Below are 21,377 nucleotides of genomic sequence, written 5' to 3' on the forward strand. Positions count from 1 at the left end.
GTATTTAAGTAATTAACCAGCTAGTCATTACATACGACTTGTTAGCTCAGTGGGAGAGCACTTCCTTGACAGGGAAGGGGTCGTGGGTTCGAATCCCTCACAGGTCACTATAACAGAGCCTTGGTATCCTTGTGATATCAAGGTTTTTTCGTTGTAACAGGATATTAGTTTGAGATAATACAGATGAATTGGTGGCGAATTGGTGGCAAAAATCTTAAAGCGAAAAAAAGAGGTATTGTTTTAATTGATTCCCCATATTACTTCACTCACATTTTTTTTATTTTATTTCTTTATTTTTAAACAAGTTATCAAAGTGTTCTGCTGCTTTTTCATCAGCACTTTCTAGTGCATGACCGTAAAGATCCATGGTTGTTCCTATTTTTGAATGCCCTAGCCTAGCGCTAATTGTTTTCATATGGACCCCTTGGTTTATTAGTAGGGTTGCTGATGTATGTCTTAATTCGTGAAATGTTATCACAGGTAATTCATATTTTTTCAGACGTTTATTCCACCATCGAGTTATACTTTTAGGGTCCATTTGTTTGCCCATATCGGAGCTAAAGAGTAAGAAACGACTTCCTCCTTCCCAACTATCTCCAGCACGTAACTTCTGTCTAATCTTCATAGTTTTATAACGTTTAAGTTGTTCTATTACACTTTGTGATAGGGTAACGGTTCTAATGGAATTTCTTGTTTTTGGTTCCTTAAAAATGTAACCTTGTTCTTTTGTGTAGGCTAATGTTTGTTGGATATTTATTTTCCCTTTTTCTAAGTCAATATGATCCCATTCTAAACCAGCTATTTCTCCTCGTCGCATTCCCGTGGATATTGCAAGGGTAACAATCACTTTCCACTTCATATCTTCTCTACTTAAATGGTTCATTAGCTTCCGAACTTGTTCTTCTGTAAAAACTCTACCTTCTCTTGATTGAACCTTCGGTTTTTTCACATTTTCAGCAGGGCTTTCCTTTATAACCTTCCATTCAACTGCACGTTTAAATATATTTCGGAAAATACGGTGGTGTTTTTCGACTGTTGCAGATGATAATGCACCCGGTTTTCCGTCACCTCTAGCTCCGTCTTCTTGTAGCTTATCTAAGAAATCTAAAATTTGCAGAGTATTGATTTTATCAATTTTCAAATGACCAAATTTGGGTAATATTCGTTTGTTTAGGAAAGTTAGGTATGTTTCATAAGTGGTAGCTCCTAATTGTTTTTTTGCATATTTATCTTTCCACTCTTCAACGAACTGAGAAAATGTCATTTTCTGTGGAGCAAAGTATTGTCTTGTTTCTATTTCGGCTACGAATTTTGCTAATTCTTTATTTGCTTCAGTTTTATTTTTACATTTTATTGTTTTCGTTTTTCTAATACGGTTACCTTCTGCATCTAAACCAAACGGTACAACAAGTCGAAAGGAATCTTTTCCACGCTTTTCTACGTATGCCATATTTAAATCTCCTTAATCTGATATTTTTTTCGCTTTTAGATACCCACTAATTCCCCAGGTTTTTTTTCTAAGTCGAAGTTTCTTTAATAGTCAATATAGGTTCTACTACAGTGCCTTGTATCTGATTTGGAATAAAGACCTATTCTGAAGTTTCAATTCAGTTATAAAGACAGCCAAAAGCTTAATGGCTACTGTTATTTTTCCCTTAACGTTTTTGGTTCTTAATTGGCTTTCGTGTTTTGATCGAAACCCAGAATAACTGTTTGCCGATATGATTCTTTTCCTCGCTCTTCTATACTTCCACGTCCCGCCATAATATTTTACTCCTCTCGGCTTTAATCTTTTTTCTTTTTTCAAACGGTTATTATAGGCCATTTCACAAATTGACATTTTACGCCCTGGAAGTACCGAGCAATACCGCTGCCGCTGGTGGGTTAATTCAAAGAAATGACCGCAGTATTCCAAAGTCTTGTTTCAGGTTGACTGCATATAGTTAACCCTTAAATAGAGATAGGCAGCATGGAGTAAATCAAGGTCAGATACAGTTACGCCTTCCTTTTTGGCTTTCCGTTAGCATGAGTGCCAATATTTACAACACCCCATATTGAGATCCTTTCTTTTCAAGGTACCCCATTTTACTTTTCTCCTTTCTGTTCTATCCATTTTCGAATTGTTACTTCCGCGTCTTTTGTTAATTCTGATATTTCGTTAATGCTTTTTCCTTCTTCATGTAATGTAAGAGCTTTTTTCTTTGCCCTTTTTAGTCGTTGGTTGAAAGTATTTTCACAAGTGCTCCTTTTCCGTCCTGGAAGAGGGGGACAAAATCTTCTCCCTTCATGAATCACTTCAAAAGGATGACCGCAAAGCTCACATCTTTTAAAAGATGAATCATTAAGCATAGCTTGACTGAGTTGATAATAAGCAATATCAAAAAGATCAGAAAAATTAAACTTTTGAATGATTTTACTATTAATCGGTTCCAATATCCTCTTCGGTCCTTTTTCATTCAGAAACACTGTTATTATTTCTGGTAATTTTTCAGCGAAACCGCCTCGTTCTTTAGGGATTTCAAGTCTTGAAAGTTCAGCTTCTAAATAATGTTTATATCTGTTTTCAAATTCCAAAATAATACTTTTGTTGTTTTCTTTTATAGCGAGCCAGCCATTAAATATATATCGGTAAGAAGCTAATTTTAAGTATAAGGGCAATAGAAAAGAAAACTGTTTCACAATGTAATTATTTTCAAAAACAGCATCCCATCCCATTGCTACAAACTGTCCCGTTGGAAGCCCAAAAATCTTACTAAATTCAAGTAATTTTTTATCATTAAATGGTTCTAGTTTTGCCAACTCTGTATAAAGAGCTTCCATATCTAAGCTATTGTTAATCGTTCTCGTTGCCTTTTCTTGAACTTTCGATAATTCCACACTAATGCCACCATGTTTTAATATTTCTTGTTCCTTTTCCTCCGGCTTTTTATAATTAATTTCTTCTAATTTCTTTTCCAAAATAGAAAGATCACTCTTGATTGAATATTCCTTTATTTCGCTATGGTATGGGAGGTGGTGTTCAACCACTTCACGTAAAATATAATTTTGCCATACTTCCGGAGAATGTTTTTTAGTAGCCCGTCTATTTAGTTTTGCTAAATCATGTAAAACATAGCCAACATTCTCCGATTGAATAATTTGATAATTATCATAAACAATGATTTTAGTAAAAAGATTTTTTTCAATTAGATTCATCATCATCTCTCCTGTACCACATAAATTTATTTTTTTGAGTTGTTGATATAATTTCCTTGATATGTTAATTTTAATTTAACACAACAACAACATAAAATCAATATTTGTTGTGGTACTAAAAAAGGGGGGTATAAATGTTTAATCGTAATCAAGACATAAGAGAAGCTAAGGGGCCCATTCCAATTTGGGCTATCGCAGAGCGATTGGGTGTTCATGAAAATACGCTTCGTAACTGGATGAAGAAAGAAATGAACAGGAAACAAAAGATAAAAGTTATATCTGCTATTACGGACATAAAAAAGGAATTGGCTAACCAGAAAGAAGGTGTTCTTGATGAGTGAACGGAAAGCGATCGAGCGGCAGACAATAACTGTACAGGAAACTGCTGCTTATTTAGGAATTTCGAAAGATTTAGTATACGCGATGGCAAAAGCCGGAGAATTACCTGCAGTAAAGATTGGAAGGCGTATTTTGTTCAGAAAAGAGTCGCTAGATAGATGGATGCAAGCACAAGAAATGTAGATTAGGCAGTAAGCGCTAGTGTACAGAGGGTTAATTCTCCGAATCTGTCGTCACCATTCAAACAATAACTGAAAAAGAAAGCGGATCTGAAAGCAAGTTATAGTGTTTTCTTTAAAAGGAAGGTGACTCAATGTCGGCAAATAACAATAAACAACAACAGTTCATCAATGAAAGGTGTGTAATTAAAATGAGGCTTAAAATTTTTCCTTATAATGCTCCAATTCTTAAGGGAAAAGGTGAAATTTCATTAGGGAAAAAATGGATATTTAACAGAAAATATATTCAGGAGTACATTGACCGATGGTCGATAGAAATAAAGAAAAATGTGTAGGTGAGGTGATATGCAAGGATGGATTAAATTACATCGACAAATTCAAGACCATTGGCTTTACCAGGAGAATAGAAAATTTTCTAAATATGAAGCCTGGCTTGATCTGTTAATGATGGTGAACCACGAAGACAAAAAAGCGGTTATTGGTAGTGAAGTGATTGTGGTTAAAAGAGGCCAGCGTATCACTTCTATTAGGAAATTATGTGACAATTGGGGTTGGTCAAATACTAAAGTAACACAGTTTCTAATTCTGTTACAAAATGAAGGGATGATACATCTAAAAAGCGACAGTAAAAAAACGCTTATAACCATAAGCAATTATGACTTTTACCAAAGTAATGAAGATAAAAAAGCGACAAAAAACAGACACGGTAACAACGAAAAACAGACGCAAAGACATACAAACAAGAATAATAAAGAATTAAAGAATGAAAAAGAAGATAAAAAGTCTTCAAGTCGCAAGTCGGAAATTTACGATGAAGAAAGCATTCCTTTTCAATTATCCTTAAGGCTTTTAAGAAACATCAGAAAAAATAATGCTGAATTTAAAGAGCCAAATCTTCAAATGTGGTCTGCTGATTTTCGTATTATGATGGAGAGAGACAATCGAACGAAGGAACAGATAGCATACTTAATTGATTGGTGTCAGCAAGATTCTTTTTGGAAGTTAAATATACTTTCTCCATCTAAATTAAGGAAACAATATGATCAGTTAGTTATAAAAATTAATTCTGAAAAGGGTAAAAAGAAAAGTGTTCAGGACTTTTCTACAGAACGCCCTCTGCATTGGGAAGAACCGAAACCACTAACAAAAGAGGAGTACCATCGTATGAAAGAATCTGAGGCTGAATTACTTTAATAGGAGGGTTGATAATGAAAGGTATCAAGCGTTTCTTTGATGATGCTTTTAAGGATGCTGTTAAAAAGATGGTTCCAATATTAGCTGATTGTGGTGATGACTTCGAACTAAAATATCAATGCAATTTGCCTTGTCCAGGTTGTGGAGATAAAACGGGCAGTGGTTTATTTTATCGTATATCCAATAAAAAGGTTTGGTTGCAAGATGGAGATACGATGAAATGTTCAGTTTGTAGAGACAGAGAAGCTTTTAAGAATTATCAAGATAAAAGTTTAAAGGAATTAATATCATCTGTAGGCGAAAGGCTTACGAAAGAATACTTTTTTCTTCCGGAATCTTTAAAAAATCCTGGCTTCAATAATTATCAAGAAACAAATAACATCACTGCTGGAGCTAAGGAAAGAGCTGTTTCATTTACCAAAACATTTTTAGCATCAACAGACGCTTGTCACAATCTTTTGATTATGGGGAATCCTGGGACTGGAAAAACGCATTTGTGTGCAGCAATTGCTAGAAACATAAAACAAAAAGGTTTTACCGTTGGTTTCTTAACGACAGGGAAACTGCTTTCGATGATTAGAGAAACTTATCAAAAGGAACCTGCTAAAACAGAAAGCGAGATTTTAAGAGATATAACAAGGCTAGATCTTCTCATTCTTGATGATGTTGGATCAGAAGCAAAGGGAGGAAATGATGATTGGAGAAAAGGAATATTTTTTGAAATTGTAGAAAGTCGGTCTGGTAAACCGACGATCTACACAAGTAATTTAACGGATGTAGACTTACCCGTTGCCGTGGGAAAAAGAGTTTATAGCCGTCTTCATGATAATACACAATTTATTGATTTATTTACAGAAGATTATAGGGAAAATTTGCGTATCAAATAAATGAATGTTGGACTTTATAGGTAAAATAAGAAAATCTCCCATTAATAAATTGATAGCAAAAAAGAGAATGGTCTAATTGATAGCTACGCAATTTACATGACCACTGGTTCCTATTTGCTTATCAACTGTGGACATATGTTCGTCATTTCCCCATGATTTGGGGTGTGAAGGCGTGGGGGTCTTTCTATAAAGATTATAAAAAAACATCACGATCGTAAGCCCAAAGGCGGTTTGTTCGGTTGGCAGTCCAAGCCGAATATCTGATTCTTCGTTTTGATCAGAAGCAGAACCGGCAAAATTCTCAATGGTAAAGGGTAGAGATTTTTTGAACAGTTTTCTCTAAAAAAATACTACCCGGACCTTTCTAGGAGAATAGCCATTCGTTTAGTAATTTAAACCAGGGTTTTACAGTTTGTTTTGTTATCTTAAAAACACGGTAAGCCTTGATATATAATGATATTTTAAATTTGTAAAAAAAGGAGTGGAAGGAGTGAGATCATGAATGAGCATTTCACCAAGAATATACGGATCAATAGGCCGAAGGACATTAGAAAAATAATAGCCAGGGTGATTAATATATTGCTTCAGGATGGAGAATTGACAACAGACAAGGCGAGAACGATTGCTACGTTATCAAATACCGCCCTTAAATCAATGGAGTTGGGAGAGCTTGCCGAAAGATTGGATAAAATCGAGGAACAGTTAAAAAAGGAGGAAGGAGGTAAATGAGTATTAAATCCAGGTTGAAACGGATCGAGGGAAAATTGCCGGATGAAAAGAAGGCTGCTGAAAAAGTACAGGCAACGTTGGAAGAATTTTTGTTTATGGATTATGAGGAATTCAGGACGGCATATGTTGAATGGCTATTTGCTGCCTATTATGAACAGCATGAAAAAGCAGCAGAATGGAAAAACAAAAGAAATCATTTAACTAACACCTTGCAACCAATTATGCAGCCTTCAGAGTGCGACAAAGATGCTCTACAGCAATTGTTTGTCTCTAAAATCGTTGATTGGATGGAAGAGCATGAACTGGAACCAGAGGATATAGATTACGGCAAGTTAAGGTGTATTGAGTGAGTATTATATCCAGGTTGAATAAAATCGAACAGTTTGAAGCCCAAAGGGAAGACCCGGTGGAAGAATGGCGGGCAGAAATGGCACGGCACGATAAAATGGAATCTCTTTACTTACCTATATACACAGGAACTATAGAAGCATATATTAAAATCTGTCGAATTAGCCGGACAGGGTAAAAAGTGGCGAAATAATGAGAGGGACTCATTGACACAATGTATAAATATGGAAGCGAAGGCCGAAGATACGCAAGCAGAGAAGCCAGTTTAAAAGGTTTTTAAAGAGTCAGGTGAATAAAGCCTGTTTATATAAAAAGAAAATCATATTCTGAAAGGATGATAGTACATGAGTGTTATCAGTTGATGGAAGCTAGGTATAAAGGCGAGACTTACAAAGCAAAGAACGGGAGCCTACGAAAGCCGCAGTAGGAAGTTTAGTAATGTCTTTAGTTTCGATAGTTTCTTTTCTACATGGAGTAATCCGGCCACCCGAATAATAAAAATCCAAGGAAAAGAAAACAATAGAGGTTCCTACAAGTAGTTGACGACAAAAGTTAAAATTCGGGATTGGGTGATGAGCAGGTTATTACTATATGAGGAGGATAATCGGTATGAGGGAGACGATTTTATAGAAAGGAGTTTAAATAAAAATGCTTTTGAAATTATAGTGGATGAAAGGGAAAATCCAGCAAATGAAGCTATTAAAGCGCGGCAGGAGGAAAATGATGGATTAAGATCATTTTAAAAATAAATATTCTCGTTGCGTGGACTTAACCTTCCCCCATGCAGCGTTCAATGCTTTCGGATGTAGGTTCCGGAAGTTTTTTTGTCTGGACGTATGATCTAATATCCCTATATGATTCAAAGATGGAAAGGTTTATCATAACAGATGTAAAAAAATTATCATAATATGGGGGATTTTACATGAAAAAGATTCTTTCTTCAATAATTGGTTCAGGGGTGTTAATGCTGTTGTTGTCCGGATGTGGTGGATCGGAAGAATCATCTAATAAAGCGGTGGAAAAGAAAGATCCTCCGAAGCAGGCTGAACAGAAGAAGGTTGAAAATCCGAAAACGGATGAAGAAGGAAATGTGATCTTGGATCAGGTGGGCCAAAAGACAAAAGATGCTTCAGCAACTGCAGAATTGATGAAGATCAAGAAAGTGAATGAAGTGGTGAATATTGCTCCAATTAAAGCTACTGTTCATGATATAAAGGTTATTAAGCTTACGGATATAAGTGATGATATGAAGCAGCAGATTGAATATATGACGGACAAGAAGGCTATTGAGCCTGTTTATTATATTCAAATCAGCCTTACAGCTGAAAACACATCAGATAAGAATATCGCTTGGAATAGCTTGCATAGGGTTGTAACCGATAAAGGGGAACAGCTGGACCCGAACCAAAGTATTCTAATGTCTAATTTCGATACTGAATTTTTGGGGAAAGTCACCCAGGAAGATTTTTATGGAATGGTGTTAGGTAAAGGCAAGGAAGATATTCATAAGGTGAAATTAGTGTTTAATTCATCAGCGGATAATGACACATATGAGGATATAACCCCTGAACAGCAAGTGGAATATACCCTGGATTGATCCCTATTAAGGGATCTTTTTTTATAAAGTATTAGCTGCTATGAAAAAAGAGTTCAAAGTAGATTGGACTAAGCCTCACCGAGCCGATGTTCTTTCAAAGGTGAACCTCGCCGTGAAGATGGTCTTAATGAAAGAGAAAATTAGTGGGGAACAGTTGAAGTTTCTAACAAATGCGATTGTAGGGCAGGCAAAAGAACAGTACAAAGATTGGCCCGGAAGTTTAGCATAGAATAATTATCAACGTTTCAAGGCTCTCAACCGATTTGGCTGGGGGTCTTTTTTATGCCTGAAAAAGGTATTTGACCACAAATTATAGCTCAATGTACCTTTGAAATTTCTTCGTTGTTTGTTCCTAGTGTGTATACATAGAGCATCCACAGAATTTCTCATTGCTTTAGCAAAATGAAATCAATTTAAAAAATTAATATCCTAACCCCGTGTGGAAAAACAGTTTTTGTAGGAGTGATTTAGTTTCCAACGGTATAACGAGCTCTAATTTGCGCAGGTTTGAGAAATCGGGGAATAAACCTTTAAGATGTTTTGGTGGATACCAAATAGTCATAAATTTATTAGTAAGTTCGGATTATACCGCCCAAAGGTGCATTAAGTTAATGAAGTGTTCTAATAGTGAAAATATTTCTTCTTTTGTACAGGCGACTCGTTTTTCTGGAAGTAAGGAATTAAGTCTAGAAGCATCACTTTGTTTATAGTCAATAATAAATAACTGTGTGTGTACTTCTAAGGTGGCTAGCTTATTGGCTATATACATACCTAACCAACTCTTGCCCATTCCTCGAGGCCCGCCAATTAAGCAATTAATTTGCTTTGCGGCATCATAATTGATTGATTTGGTAATGGGAATGCTATAGTTCAATATCTTCACCTAGTAATTGCTCTTTTTCAAAATTTGTTGTCAATATATATCGTATCCACCCATTTATTTCATAGCTCTCAAACACATGATATTCTGAATTATGGTGAGCTAAATAGCTGTTAATTGCATTATTTAATGACAACATTCTTTCTTTGAAATCAGCTATTATTTCTATCTCAAATGCTTTTTGGATATTATCATTGCCCTTTTTTATTTTACGTACATTGGGCAATAAAATAGTTTCTTGATCTAATGGGATACAGAGATTGACGGTCTGTAACCAAAAGTCGAAATAAATACTTCGAATTACAAAAGGATAAGGGTCATATTTCTTTTTAATAGCATAATGAAGATATAGAATGCCAATACCAAAAAGAAATATTAGTATGGTTAATCCAGGGATAATTATCTCTGTCCAATTTCTCAGTATAATTAGGATGTGATTGTTTGTTTCACGAAAGTCGTGTTGCATAAGAAATACTAGTAATCGATTAAATATTATTAGTAGTAGGTCCATTAATGATGCTAATCCAAGTACTTTTACTTTAAGTGGTATTTTTTTAGGAAGTTGAGTTTGTTTATTTACTGTTCGTGCCATTATTTTGGTTAATGAAGATAATATCTTCGGCAGAAACACTCAATTGATTACGAAATTCTCCATAAACTATTCCAGTTGGGTTAATCAATTTAACTTCCGAGGGACTATCTATCTTTTTTAAATGTTTTCCAACTACCTTTACTTTATAAGTATCACCGATATTACTAATGGATGGATCGCCGTAATCAGTAGCATCTTCCCATACAATTACAGTGTACTTACTTCCTATCATTTCTTGATTTTCATTTTTTAATGGCTCAGACTGCATTGCTAATAGGATTTTTTTCTTAAAATAGTTTTCAGCATCAAAATATAGGAAGGCTGATAATTTTTTTGTCATACAAATAACCTCTTTCTGCGTTTGTCACTAGCAAACAAACACTATGAATCATTCAAGGGATTGCGACTCTTTCTTGATGTTCTAATTGTGCCATTAATTTAATCAGTTGCTTGCGCTGAACTTTTTTGTGATATACTAATAAAAAATACACCACTTTTTTGAAGGTGAAATTATGAAGGGAATATTTCAAGAAACTAGCCAGTTTATTTACTCATTAGCAGCAAAAAGAATCTACTCTAAAAAAAAGAGTATGAAGGTAACCTATTACAAATTAGCGGGTTATGCTAACCAGATAGACTATGAAACTTCTACTGAAAAAACAGGGTATGATCCTAAAATGATTAATAAAATAGCTATAGGCAAAACCAATAGAAATAATCGATATTTGATACCAGATATGTATGTTGATTTACTTACTAATAAATTGAAATTTAACAGTAAGCATGATCTTTTGTGGGGAACTACCGAAGAAATAAAACAATATGCACCAAAATTATTTGAATGTTTGCTAAAAGATTGTATCGAAGAAGATGTTAAAATTAAGAGTAGTATTTTGTCGCTTTTATCAAATTTCGGAAGAGGATCAACAGAAGTTACTCCAGAAAAAGTTTCCACTCTTTTGGAAGTATCTTTTGATGATATGGATACTGTGGAAGATCAATTCATCAGATTATTTATGGATTTCACGTATAACAAATACAATTCAGCAAATCAAGTGGAAAATGAAGGTGTATTGGAATTTAATAAAGAAACAAAATTAGTAACTAGTTTTAATGATGCTGAATATTTAACCTTTAAGAAGCTCCCACAAAGCATAGAGCTATTTGTTGCAAATGTTTTTTTACCATTTGTTATGTCAATATTTTTATCGGAGAATCTAAAAGAGTTTTCTGGTTAATCGAAAATAGAAAACAAAGAGTAATTGAAGGAGACTAAAAGTAATGGTAAAAAAGAAAGCTGAAAAGAAAGATTTGAAACTTGAAAATATTTTATTTAATTGTCGCAATGCCCTTCGTGGTGCTGGGGGTACTGAAAAAAACCGTGATGCAGTCATTGGTTTAGTATTCATCAAATTTGCAAGTGACAAGTTTGATAATCGTAGAGATGAAATCAAAGCACAATATGGTGATGTTCCAGCGTTCTTGAATAAGAAATCATTCTATTTAGCTGAAAACGTCTTTTATCTAGAACCACATACTCGCTGGTCTTATCTTGTGAAAGAAGCAAGTTCAAATGACATTGCGGTCAAAATTGATACGGCAATGGCGGATATTGAAAAAAACAATCCGCCACTTGAAGGTGCACTATTATCGAACTTCTATACCAATCTTGGAGCTGACATCAGAACGCTGAAGAATTTGATTGACGAGATTAACAAAATCGACCCTGAAAAGTTCCATGAAGATGATTTGATTGGTCGTGTGTATGAATATTTCTTGCAGAGTTATGCAGTTGCAAGCTCCAAAGAAGACGGCGAGTTTTATACACCACATTCAGCAGTAAAGTTGATTGCTGAGATGATTGAGCCATACAGCGGTCGTGTGTATGACCCTGCATGTGGTTCTGGTGGCATGTTCGTTCAGTCTTTTAAATTTGTAGAACGTCATAATGGAAACAAACGAAATATCTCAATCATTGGGCAAGAGAAAAATCCTGACACACGCAGACTTGCGAAGATGAACCTTGCGATTCGTGGGATTTCTTATGACTTGGGGGCGAAGCCATATGGTGAAAGTTCCACATTTACAGATGATCAACACAAAGACATGAAAGTTGACTACATCATGGCAAACCCGCCATTTAATTTAAAAGACTGGCGTGGAGAGAATGAACTGCTGGACGATGCGCGCTGGGCAGGCTATGCCGTGCCACCTAAGTCCAATGCCAACTATGCTTGGATTTTACATATGCTGTCAAAACTTGATGTGACGAATGGTGTCGCTGGTTTCTTGCTGGCGAATGGTGCGCTCAATGCGGACGGTGCGGAGTACGAAATCCGTAAGAAATTGCTCGAAAACGATAAAATTGAAGCGATTATCGTCTTACCTCGTGATATGTTCTACACGACGGACATTTCGGTGACGCTTTGGATTATGAATAACAACAAGAAAGCGTCTGATAAGAATGGGCATAAACTTCGTGACCGTAAAAATGAAGTGCTGTTTTGTGACTTGCGTAGTTGGGACGACCAAATCGAGCAATATGTGGTCGAAAAAGGGAAAAAGAAGAAAAAGACGGTCTTGACTGACGAGCAAATCGCCAAAATTAAAGATATCTATCAAGCATGGCAAACGGGTGTTGATTATGAAGATATTCCAGAACTTTGTAAATCAGCAACGCTTGATGAAATCAGAAAAGCTAACTACTCGCTTGCACCAAGTAAATATGTGGAATTTATTGACCATGACTTAGAAATAGACTATGACAAGGAAATGGCGAAGATTCTCGAAAAGATGGAACAAGCTCTTCAAGAAGAAAAGAAAACAGTATCTATCTTAGAAGCAGCAATTATGGGGGTGAAACGATGATTATCAAAAAGACAGTAGGAGAACTAATCAATTATGTTGATGAACGAAATATTGATAGTTCAATAATGGACTTTTATGGGATAAACATAAACAAAGAGTTCATGCCGACAGTTGCAAATGTTGATTCGGTAGATCCCAAAAAATATAAAGTTGTACGAAAAAACAGATTCGTATTTAGTGGAATGCAAACAGGCAGGGATAAGACTATTAGGATTGGATTGTTTGATAGTGAAAATCCAATAATTGTTTCACCAGCTTACACTACATTTGAGATTAAAGATGAAAACGTCATCCTTCCTGAGTATTTCTTTATGCTGTTCTTAAGGAATGAGAGCGATAGATATGGTTGGTTCATTAGCGATAGTAGTGTACGTGCAAATTTAGATTTAGATAGGTTTGAGGAAATATTATTTAATTTACCACCTATCGAAATTCAAAGAAAATATGTAAAACTGTACGAAGCAATATCTAGAGTTCCTGAGTTAAAACAACAAATAAAAGACATTTGCCCGATTCTTATCAATGGGGCAGTCAAGGAGGCGAAAGCGCTTGCCAAAGTTTGATGAGGCTCAGCTCGAACAAGCCATCATAGAACTATTTGTTAAAAACGGCTATGACTATGTCAGTGGGGAGTCTATCCATAGAAAATATGATGAGGTACTGTTAGTCGATGACCTCAAATCTTTTATGTTGTCAAAATATCCTGATTTGAACGGAAAAGAGCTCGAAATCATCACAAACAAACTCAAATTTGTGCCGACAAGTCCGCTCTATATCGGAAACCGTCAAGCCTTTTTCTTAGTCAATGAGGGTTTTGACCTTGCGCGAGACGATACAAGCAAACCACCCATTCATATTGATTTTATTGATTTTGAAAACCCTGAAAACAATATTTTTAAGGTGGTCAACCAGTTTACGGTGGTTGATGTACGAGAACGCAGACCAGATATGCTGATTTTCGTAAATGGTATTCCACTGGCAATTTTTGAATTCAAAGCAGCTATCAAAGAAGAAACAACTATTTATGATGCTTGGAAGCAGATTCATATCCGCTACAATCGGGATATACCAGTCCTTACAAAATACAGCTTTTTATCGGTTTTATCAGACGGTGCAAATACCAAAATGGGGTCAATCTTCACACCTTACGAATATTACTATTCATGGAATAAGGCAAATGATGAAGAAAAAGTGTCAAATGGGGTTTCGGCACTGCTTACGATGATTGATGGTGCTTTTGCAAAAGACAGACTGATTGCAATTTTACAAGACTTTATATACTATCCAGACTCGGATAAAAAAGAAAAAGCGATTGTCACGCGCTATCCACAATTTTTTGCAGCAAATAAAATGCTTGCCAATATCAAAGCACACTTGAAACCTGCGAGTGACGGAAAAGGTGGCACATACTTTGGAGCGACTGGCTCAGGTAAAACAAATACCATGCTTTTCTTGTCACGATTATTAGCCACACATGATCGAGATATTTTTAATTCTCCTACGATTATCATCATCGTTGACCGTGAAGATTTGAGTAATCAGACGAGTGAACTCTTTGAAGGCTCTAAACGCTATCTCAAAGATAAAAATGTTAAGTCGATTGCCAGTCGTGCGGAATTGAAAAGCGAACTTTCAACGAATGAAAGTGGCGGTGTCTACATCACAACCATTCAAAAGTTTGAGGAAGAAACAGGGCTATTGTCTGAACGTAATAATATAATCTGTATCTCAGACGAAGCCCACCGCACACAAACCAATACAGGCTCAAAGCTCAAATATACGGATAAGGGTGTGGAAACAACTTACGGCTTTGCGCATTACCTGCGTGATGCTTTTCCTAATGCAACTTATGCTGGCTTTACAGGTACACCAGTAGATGAAACCATTCATGTCTTTGGTGATATTGTTGATAGCTATACCATGAAGGAGTCAACTGATGATGGTATTACCGTCCGTATTTCTTACGAGCCACGTCTTGCACGAGTGATTATCTCGGATGAACAGACTGATGAAATTGACAAATATTATAATGAAGCCACGGAAGCTGGTGCCAATAAAGAACAGGTAGAAGCAAGTAAACGTGCTATGTCTAAGATGACACAAATTTTGAGCCATCCAGACCGTATCAAAAAAGTTGCAACAGATATTGCTGACCACTATGACAAGTTGGTCAGTGAAAAGCCTGAAATCGTACAGAAAGCGATGATTGTCTGCTCAAATCGTGAGCACGCCTATAAAGTCTATCAAGAGTTGAAAAACGTTCGTCCCGAGTGGTTTGTTCCTAAAAAGACAGACCGTGATGACTTGACTGATATAGAACTTGAAAAACTACAGGAGTTGACTAAAGTAAACATTGTCGCCACTCGAGGGAAAGACGATGAGCAGGAAATGTTTGATTTACTTGGAAATGGCGACCATCGTAAAATGCTTGATAAACAATTTAAGAATGACAATTCTAATTTTCAAATTGCGATTGTGGTTGATATGTGGATTACAGGGTTTGATGTGCCATCGTTAGCCGTGATGTATATTGATAAGCCTCTGAAAAAGCATACCTTGATTCAGACAATATCACGAGTAAACCGTGTGTTTGAAGGGAAAGACCACGGGTTAGTTGTGGACTACATCGGTATCAAGAAAGCTATGATGGAAGCTGCCAAAAAATATGGTGACCCACAAGAAAGCCCGATTGATGAGTTGCCAATCACTTTAGGTATTTTTAGAAATCACATCGCTATGATTGATGAACTCATAGTTAATTTCGATGCGAGTGATTTTTACATTGGCAGTCCAGCTGAACGCTTGCTTTGTCTCAATCGTGGCGCAGAGTATATTCAAACCTCAAAAGAAATGGAATTACGGTTCATGGGCTTATCTCGCAGAATGAAAATGGCGTATGAAATTACTTATCCATCGGGAGAATTGACTCATGAAGAAACTGAAAAAGCACAGTTTTATCTTGCGATTCGTTCCATTATTTATAAACAGACTAAAGGTAATGCTCCTGACACTGAAACGATGAATAAACATGTGCAAGAGTTGGTATATCAAGCAATCACGTCCACAGGCGTTGAAGATATAATTAACAATGACACTGATGAATTGTTCAATGACGAATTTCAAAAGCAACTTGATGAATTGGATATGCCTATCACGAAATTTAATGCTTTGTTGAAAATGCTTCAAAAGCAAATCAATATGTACGGCAAAACCAACAAGCTCAAAGCTATTGAGTTTTCAGAACGACTAAAACGTGTGGTCGAGGCCTACAACAATCGAGATGCACAATTATTTGTTTCTGAAGTTGTCTATGACTTTATTGACGATTTATCAGGTCAGCTCTTGGATATCTTAAAGGACTTGCAAGATGACAAAGATTCATTTAGTAAACTCGGCATTTCATACGAAGAAAAAGCTTTTTATGATATTTTAGTTAAAGTTCGCGATGAGCATAAATTTGAGTATGTGGATAAGAAATGTTTAGACCTTGCTAAAGCTATCAAAGAATTAGTGGATGAAAAAGCACAGTACGCAGACTGGTCAAGTCGAGAGGATATCAAAAATCAGCTCAATATGGATTTAACGGTGTTGTTGTACGAAAATGGTTATCCACCAGAGTGGGATGAAGAGGTTTTTGAAAAAGTAATGGAGCAAGCTGAGAATTTTAAAAAATATTCCTGATAAATAAAACGTTTAGATATTCAAAAACCTTATATATAACTAGTTAATTAATAGGGAATCTCTGTTAAAAATTTGTATTCAACTAACATCAATAATGGTTCAAAATGGTTCAAATGGTATCTGCAGAGACCATTTTTTATCCTAATCAATCCATTGTTCAAATTGACAGAATGTTGATGTATAAGGATTCTTATGAATAAGTGTTCTTAAAATTCTCAACTGGTAGTTCTCAAAACGTTAATTCTATTACCGTTTCGAAAGGCTCTCAACCATTTGGTTGGGGGTCTTTTTTTGCCCTAAATAGCTTTGACCACATTTTGACCACGGAAATATTTTTTGACCACATCATAGCTCCATAAACCTTTGTAATTTTGCGGCTGTTGTTGTTTGGTCTTTAACGGTGTCTGTTACATGAGTATAGATGTTCATTGTCATTTGTATGTCAGAGTGTCCTAGCCGCTCCTGAACTTCTTTAATGCAGCTCCTGCTTCAAATAACAGTGAAGCATGTGTATGACGTAAACCATGAATAGTAATTCTGTGAAGCTTGTGTCTCTCAATTACAATATCGAGCTTATCATTTGGATAGGCTAAGCGAAGCGGAGAACTGTCATCCCCTTTGAAAACCATCTTATTATTATCTGAAGTATTCTCATCAGCTAAATTGGCTTCTATTTGCCGTATACGCCACTTTTTGAGTAAAGATAGGGTCTTGATCTAAACTGATTAAACGTCTAGATTCCTTCGTTTTAGACGTTTGAAAGATAAATTCACCCTTGTGTGAAAAAGTGTTTTTGTAAAGCGGATAGGGCAGACCATGAGTAGCAACCTCAATAGCAGGTTGACCAAAAGTTTACCGTTATTTTACTAAGATACAGAGCTTTCATGGAAGGCTTTTCAATTTTTTAGTTTCGGAAGTTATTAGGTAGTTACAAGAATTGTATAAAAAGTAGAATGGAAGTATATAGTGAAAACTAAAGAAGCATAACCTCACAGACTACGCCTCATATAATTTTTATATTCTTCAATAGCTACATATACAAACCCTAGGTAGCCGAAAATGCCTACCTTAGGGTTCCTTTTATTCCTGCATTAGCTACAACGAATAACTGGTAGCAATAGAAAATATAGTTTGTAATGGCTATGTAGATTGAAAAAACCCACTGTAAATGATATTAAAATCTGCACGGAATGTAAGGCTCATTACTCGATGTAAACTTCATGACTCATAGCCATACATTGGTTATAGATAATGCGCAATAATTAAACCGTATCTATTATCTATTTTTGTCTTGTATTAACAAATCCTCTATACTTATTTGCTCTGAAGACGCTTCACCTGTATCCTTTACAGACTCATTATTTAAACCAATTTTGTGTGGGCTCACAATTTCTTTACCCTCTCCCTTGTTTTCAGGGTTCTTTTTAACTTTTGATTCAAGTACTTCAAGTTGTTCGTTCGAATCGTCTAATGCTCCTTCACTACAACGTATTTGCTCTAACGAATTATCAAATACTTCTTTCATTAATAATGTAAGTTCTTCTCGTACTTGCTGTTCATTCAAACCAGAGTCCTTAGCAAACCTTAAATATTGTAATATTTCTTGTCTTGGAAACGGGGTGCTTTCTGGTTTAACTATTTGATTAGTATTTTTGGATGCATTGTTAGGTTTAGCCATGGCTAAAAGACTTGCAAATGAATCAAATGGTTTTGCATGCCCTTCTTCTAATAACTTTTGTACACCTTCGCTTTTACCCTGTACAAATATAGGTGTCCACTGGGCTTGTACATTCTCCATAACCCCTGACCAAGTTCCAGTTTTAGTGTTTCTTGATGACAAAATTTTGGAAGAAGCTACTAGGACGGCATGTGCAGTCGTATGAATATATTTATTACGTTGCATGGCATAGGCACCTGTAAAGCGTGCATTTATAGACTGAGCAGAAATAAGTAACAATTGTTTATTTTGAATATATTGACGTATTTCCTTACGCTTTATCCATGATTCTAATCCTTCTGATGGGAAAACAATTGCTTTACCACCATTATTTAAACAGGCGTCTACAGCTGTACTATCTATCCCTTTTGCGCCACCGGATACTAAAACAATACCCTGGATTGCAGCTTCATGTCCTAAGCGTGCTGTGTTCGCAATTTCTTCTTTATTCGCATCCCGAGAGCCGACAACACCTAGTGCGAGATATTCGAAAATGGAAGTATCTCCTATAACATAAAAAAATGGTGGCAAATGCTTAGGATCTATTTTTCCCTTCAAACGTTTTGGTATGTTTTGCCGAAACATTATTTTATAACCCTGGTTAGAAAGTTCTTCTAGTTCCATCATAGAAAAGCCTAATTTTTGGCGGTCCTCTATTTTTTTTGCCATTTTCATCATCTTCTGTTTTGAACTACCAATATTGAGAATTTCACTAGGTGTCATTCCTAATAAATTCTTTGGCTCTAAATTATGCTCTTTTAACGCGCGAATAAGTTCATTCCATTCAATAATTGTTAAAGGAGGTGTTTTAGCATTCGGTAACTTGGCACAAAGTAAATATGTCGCTATTTGATTCTCATTAAACTGCACTTAAGAGCTCCTCTCTTAGTCGCTACCGGTTATCGATAACGCAAATGGTATAACTTTAATATTAGTATATTGACTACCTAACACATCTGCAGCAACCGCAAATGTCCATCTAGAGTCAACGAAGTCATCTACTAATATTATATGACAATTTTTTAGTGTATACTGTAGATTCGAGATAATATGTAAATAATCTCGTACGTTTTTTTCTTGTAGTGCGCTATTTAACAGGGTTTTTTGCTCCGGTTCTCCAGAATGCTTCGCTAGTGCCTCTAAATAACCACACTGTAGATTTATGGCCAATTTGTTAGCAAAATCAGGTACCAGTCGAGGTCGACGATTCGATGGTATTGGTACTATAACTAAGCGATCGCGGGGAATTTGTTGTTTGATTAAAAACTGTTGTAGCTTTTCAGTTGATGCTTGTACCAGTTTGTCAGAAAAGTATAGATCTTCATACTTTCCTTTACTTGCTTCTTGTCCTAATTCTTCATGGTAGTAACTTAAAGCTAAGCCATCTTCACAAAGTGTACTTAATCTACGATTTGTCATTGCTGATTGTATCCTTGGCTCAATAATGTTAAATGACTTGGCAAAAAATAATTGCACTCTATTTATTTCTGCTTCAGTTACAGTATCTCGAGTCCAATCCCATTCTTGAGATAAACACGTGCTACATTTACCACAAGGCTCCGTGTAAGGATCATCTAACTCATTTGTTAGAAAGGCCATTAAACAACCTGTATGTTCCTGATAGGCCAACAATTGATTGAAGTCATCCTTTTTCATATTTTTTACTTCTTCAAAAAATTCTTCTTGTGACACATATGGTTTCACAGTTTTATAATATTGTCCGTTTGAATCTCTAGCAATAAAACCTTCCAGTGATAATAGCTTTAAAATTTGCTTAAACGTATTTTCCTTAACGTTCACTTTACTTTGTAATTGTTTGTATTTTATTGAATCTTCTTGTTCAAGTACTGATATTACTCTATTGAAGTGTACTTGCTTAGGGAAGGAATTATTGATAAAGAACTCATTAATCCGCATTTCCTCTTTGCCACCGTATAACAAAATACAAATGGCAGTATCAATTGCTCGTCCAGCTCGTCCTATTTGCTGATAATATTCAATCACAGATTTAGGTGTATAGTAATGTATCACAAAACTAATATCCTCTTTATCATAACCCATTCCTAAAGAGATAGTTGCTACAAGTACCTTTAACTCATTACGTTCTAACTGCTGTTCAAACAACACTTTATCCGATTCGTCTAGCTTGGAATGATAAGCCTCAGCCTTAATTCCATTTTCACGTAACCATGATGCAATCTTTTCACACTCTTTAATTGTTGTACCATAGATAATGCCCGCCCCTGGTAAATGCGAAATATTTTTAGCTAACCATGCATATTTACTGTCCCCATTTGGCATATGAATCTTGTGTAAATGCAATGACTCACGTTTTAACGGGCCGCGTAACACTTCGCAATTCCCTAACTGCTGACAGATATCAGCGATAACTCGTTCATTAGCTGTTGCAGTTGTTGCGAGTATTGCTACGTTACCTGGTAAGACTTGTATAAGTTGATTGATTCGGCGATAATCGGGTCTAAAATCGTGACCCCAGTCGGAGATACAATGTGCCTCATCTACAACAAATAAACCTACACGTAATTGCGCAAGTAGTTTCACAAATTCTGCTTTTTCAAGCTGTTCTGGTGTAATAAATAAGACGTCACAAAGACCATCATTACATCTTTGAATAAGTGTTGTACGTTCCTCCATCGTTTTATTAATAGAGCCGTTTATACAGTCTGCTTTAAGTCCATATTTTTCCACGCTTTGGAGTTGATTTCTTGTAAGCGAGAGCAATGGACTAATGATAAGCGTTACTCCATCACCTTGTTCACGTAACATTTTTGTTGCCAAGAAATAAACTAAACTTTTACCCCATCCTGTTTTTTGTACAACTAGGACCCGCTTCTTTTGCATAATAAGTTCAATGGCTTTTTGTTGTCCTTCACGGAAACTAGCACCTTTTCCAAATACTGATTGTAAATGCATATAAACTATACCCCCTGAAATAAAATAAGAACACCTCATATTATAGGGTATATTTTTAGTAAAACATCAATTAATTTCCAGAAAGGATATGAAATTGGCAAATTATTATGAAAGAACGTAAAAAATACGGCCTAAAAGCTTATTATTGTTGAAAAGGGTAAGAAAAAAGTTTCCTACCCAGTGCTCATAAAAATGTTAATAATTTTGCTCATAGTCTTTTTTTATTCTGTTTTGAAA

Annotated in this window: 21 protein-coding genes and 1 tRNA gene; 15 read left to right on the plus strand and 7 right to left on the minus strand. The window is 35.7% G+C overall.

Features of this window, described 5'->3' with window-relative positions:
- Window positions 1–35: 35 nt before the first annotated feature.
- A tRNA-Val gene (locus ACFWE9_RS19315) sits at window positions 36–107 on the plus strand.
- Window positions 108–277: 170 nt separating this feature from the next.
- Here ACFWE9_RS19315 and ACFWE9_RS19320 read toward each other — a convergent pair.
- Together ACFWE9_RS19320 and ACFWE9_RS19325 are read right to left on the minus strand one after the other, a co-directional pair.
- Window positions 278–1,450 (minus strand): tyrosine-type recombinase/integrase, encoded by a 1,173-nt coding sequence (locus tag ACFWE9_RS19320; protein WP_377358253.1) that lies wholly within the window; start codon window positions 1,448–1,450, stop codon window positions 278–280.
- A gap of 635 nt (window positions 1,451–2,085) precedes the next feature.
- Window positions 2,086–3,195 carry a hypothetical protein gene (locus ACFWE9_RS19325; protein WP_377358255.1) on the minus strand — a complete coding sequence of 370 codons (1,110 nt, stop codon included), beginning with the start codon at window positions 3,193–3,195 and terminating at the stop codon, window positions 2,086–2,088.
- A 134-nt stretch (window positions 3,196–3,329) separates the two neighbouring features.
- On the opposite strand from ACFWE9_RS19325, the gene ACFWE9_RS19330 reads away from it, so the two are divergent.
- The 10 genes from ACFWE9_RS19330 (at window position 3,330) to ACFWE9_RS19375 (ending at window position 8,697) form a co-directional block, all read left to right on the plus strand.
- Window positions 3,330–3,536 carry a transposase gene (locus ACFWE9_RS19330; protein WP_377358257.1) on the plus strand — a complete coding sequence of 69 codons (207 nt, stop codon included), beginning with the start codon at window positions 3,330–3,332 and terminating at the stop codon, window positions 3,534–3,536.
- Window positions 3,529–3,717 carry a helix-turn-helix domain-containing protein gene (locus tag ACFWE9_RS19335; protein ID WP_377358259.1) on the plus strand — a complete coding sequence of 63 codons (189 nt, stop codon included), beginning with the start codon at window positions 3,529–3,531 and terminating at the stop codon, window positions 3,715–3,717. Before ACFWE9_RS19330 ends, ACFWE9_RS19335 begins: the two co-directional genes overlap by 8 nt.
- Window positions 3,718–4,058: 341 nt before the next feature.
- Complete coding sequence (locus ACFWE9_RS19340) at window positions 4,059–4,907, plus strand: Replication protein O (protein ID WP_377358260.1); 849 nt, start codon at window positions 4,059–4,061, stop codon at window positions 4,905–4,907.
- 14 nt (window positions 4,908–4,921) lie between these two features.
- Window positions 4,922–5,794, plus strand: a complete 873-nt coding sequence (locus ACFWE9_RS19345; protein WP_377358262.1) for an ATP-binding protein — start codon at window positions 4,922–4,924, stop codon at window positions 5,792–5,794.
- Window positions 5,795–6,292: 498 nt separating this feature from the next.
- Complete coding sequence (locus ACFWE9_RS19350) at window positions 6,293–6,523, plus strand: hypothetical protein (RefSeq protein ID WP_377358264.1); 231 nt, start codon at window positions 6,293–6,295, stop codon at window positions 6,521–6,523.
- On the plus strand, window positions 6,520–6,873 hold the full coding sequence (locus ACFWE9_RS19355; RefSeq protein WP_377358266.1) for a hypothetical protein: 354 nt from the start codon (window positions 6,520–6,522) through the stop codon (window positions 6,871–6,873). Before ACFWE9_RS19350 ends, ACFWE9_RS19355 begins: the two co-directional genes overlap by 4 nt.
- Complete coding sequence (locus ACFWE9_RS19360; protein ID WP_377358268.1) at window positions 6,870–7,049, plus strand: hypothetical protein; 180 nt, start codon at window positions 6,870–6,872, stop codon at window positions 7,047–7,049. The genes ACFWE9_RS19355 and ACFWE9_RS19360 overlap by 4 nt, the downstream gene beginning before the upstream one ends.
- A gap of 394 nt (window positions 7,050–7,443) precedes the next feature.
- A complete protein-coding gene (locus ACFWE9_RS19365; RefSeq protein ID WP_377358270.1) occupies window positions 7,444–7,614 on the plus strand; it encodes a hypothetical protein in 171 nt (56 codons plus the stop codon).
- Between the two features lie 179 nt (window positions 7,615–7,793).
- Window positions 7,794–8,468, plus strand: coding sequence for a hypothetical protein (locus ACFWE9_RS19370; RefSeq protein WP_377358272.1), 675 nt, complete (start codon window positions 7,794–7,796; stop codon window positions 8,466–8,468).
- Window positions 8,469–8,481: 13 nt separating this feature from the next.
- The gene (locus ACFWE9_RS19375) at window positions 8,482–8,697 is read left to right on the plus strand and encodes a type I restriction enzyme endonuclease domain-containing protein (protein ID WP_377358292.1); all 216 of its coding nucleotides are present in this window, start codon (window positions 8,482–8,484) and stop codon (window positions 8,695–8,697) included.
- A gap of 354 nt (window positions 8,698–9,051) precedes the next feature.
- On the opposite strand, the gene ACFWE9_RS19380 is transcribed toward ACFWE9_RS19375, so the two are convergent.
- Genes ACFWE9_RS19380 through ACFWE9_RS19390 form a run of 3 tightly spaced genes read right to left on the minus strand, consistent with a single transcriptional unit; the run spans window position 9,052 to window position 10,280 of the window.
- On the minus strand, window positions 9,052–9,342 hold the full coding sequence (locus ACFWE9_RS19380) for a hypothetical protein (RefSeq protein WP_377358274.1): 291 nt from the start codon (window positions 9,340–9,342) through the stop codon (window positions 9,052–9,054).
- A complete protein-coding gene (locus ACFWE9_RS19385) occupies window positions 9,332–9,940 on the minus strand; it encodes a hypothetical protein (RefSeq protein WP_377358276.1) in 609 nt (202 codons plus the stop codon). Before ACFWE9_RS19385 ends, ACFWE9_RS19380 begins: the two co-directional genes overlap by 11 nt.
- Window positions 9,921–10,280 (minus strand): hypothetical protein, encoded by a 360-nt coding sequence (locus ACFWE9_RS19390; RefSeq protein ID WP_377358278.1) that lies wholly within the window; start codon window positions 10,278–10,280, stop codon window positions 9,921–9,923. The genes ACFWE9_RS19385 and ACFWE9_RS19390 overlap by 20 nt, the downstream gene beginning before the upstream one ends.
- Window positions 10,281–10,452: 172 nt before the next feature.
- Here ACFWE9_RS19390 and ACFWE9_RS19395 point away from each other — a divergent pair, with 172 nt between their 5' ends.
- From ACFWE9_RS19395 to ACFWE9_RS19410, 4 genes are read left to right on the plus strand one after another with little or no spacing between them, the layout of a single operon-like run.
- The gene (locus ACFWE9_RS19395) at window positions 10,453–11,178 is read left to right on the plus strand and encodes a hypothetical protein (RefSeq protein ID WP_377358280.1); all 726 of its coding nucleotides are present in this window, start codon (window positions 10,453–10,455) and stop codon (window positions 11,176–11,178) included.
- A gap of 43 nt (window positions 11,179–11,221) precedes the next feature.
- Window positions 11,222–12,808 (plus strand): type I restriction-modification system subunit M, encoded by a 1,587-nt coding sequence (locus ACFWE9_RS19400; RefSeq protein ID WP_377358282.1) that lies wholly within the window; start codon window positions 11,222–11,224, stop codon window positions 12,806–12,808.
- The gene (locus tag ACFWE9_RS19405; RefSeq protein WP_377358284.1) at window positions 12,805–13,371 is read left to right on the plus strand and encodes a restriction endonuclease subunit S; all 567 of its coding nucleotides are present in this window, start codon (window positions 12,805–12,807) and stop codon (window positions 13,369–13,371) included. The genes ACFWE9_RS19400 and ACFWE9_RS19405 overlap by 4 nt, the downstream gene beginning before the upstream one ends.
- Window positions 13,358–16,489 (plus strand): type I restriction endonuclease subunit R, encoded by a 3,132-nt coding sequence (locus ACFWE9_RS19410; RefSeq protein ID WP_377358286.1) that lies wholly within the window; start codon window positions 13,358–13,360, stop codon window positions 16,487–16,489. The genes ACFWE9_RS19405 and ACFWE9_RS19410 overlap by 14 nt, the downstream gene beginning before the upstream one ends.
- 1,276 nt (window positions 16,490–17,765) lie before the next feature.
- On the opposite strand, the gene ACFWE9_RS19415 is transcribed toward ACFWE9_RS19410, so the two are convergent.
- Window positions 17,766–19,076 (minus strand): DNA-processing protein DprA, encoded by a 1,311-nt coding sequence (locus tag ACFWE9_RS19415; RefSeq protein ID WP_377358288.1) that lies wholly within the window; start codon window positions 19,074–19,076, stop codon window positions 17,766–17,768.
- 15 nt (window positions 19,077–19,091) lie between these two features.
- Window positions 19,092–21,140, minus strand: coding sequence for a RecQ family ATP-dependent DNA helicase (locus tag ACFWE9_RS19420; RefSeq protein ID WP_377358290.1), 2,049 nt, complete (start codon window positions 21,138–21,140; stop codon window positions 19,092–19,094).
- Window positions 21,141–21,377 lie beyond the last annotated feature (237 nt).

This window comes from Peribacillus sp. NPDC060253, assembly GCF_042727425.1.
Taxonomy (GTDB): domain Bacteria; phylum Bacillota; class Bacilli; order Bacillales; family DSM-1321; genus Peribacillus.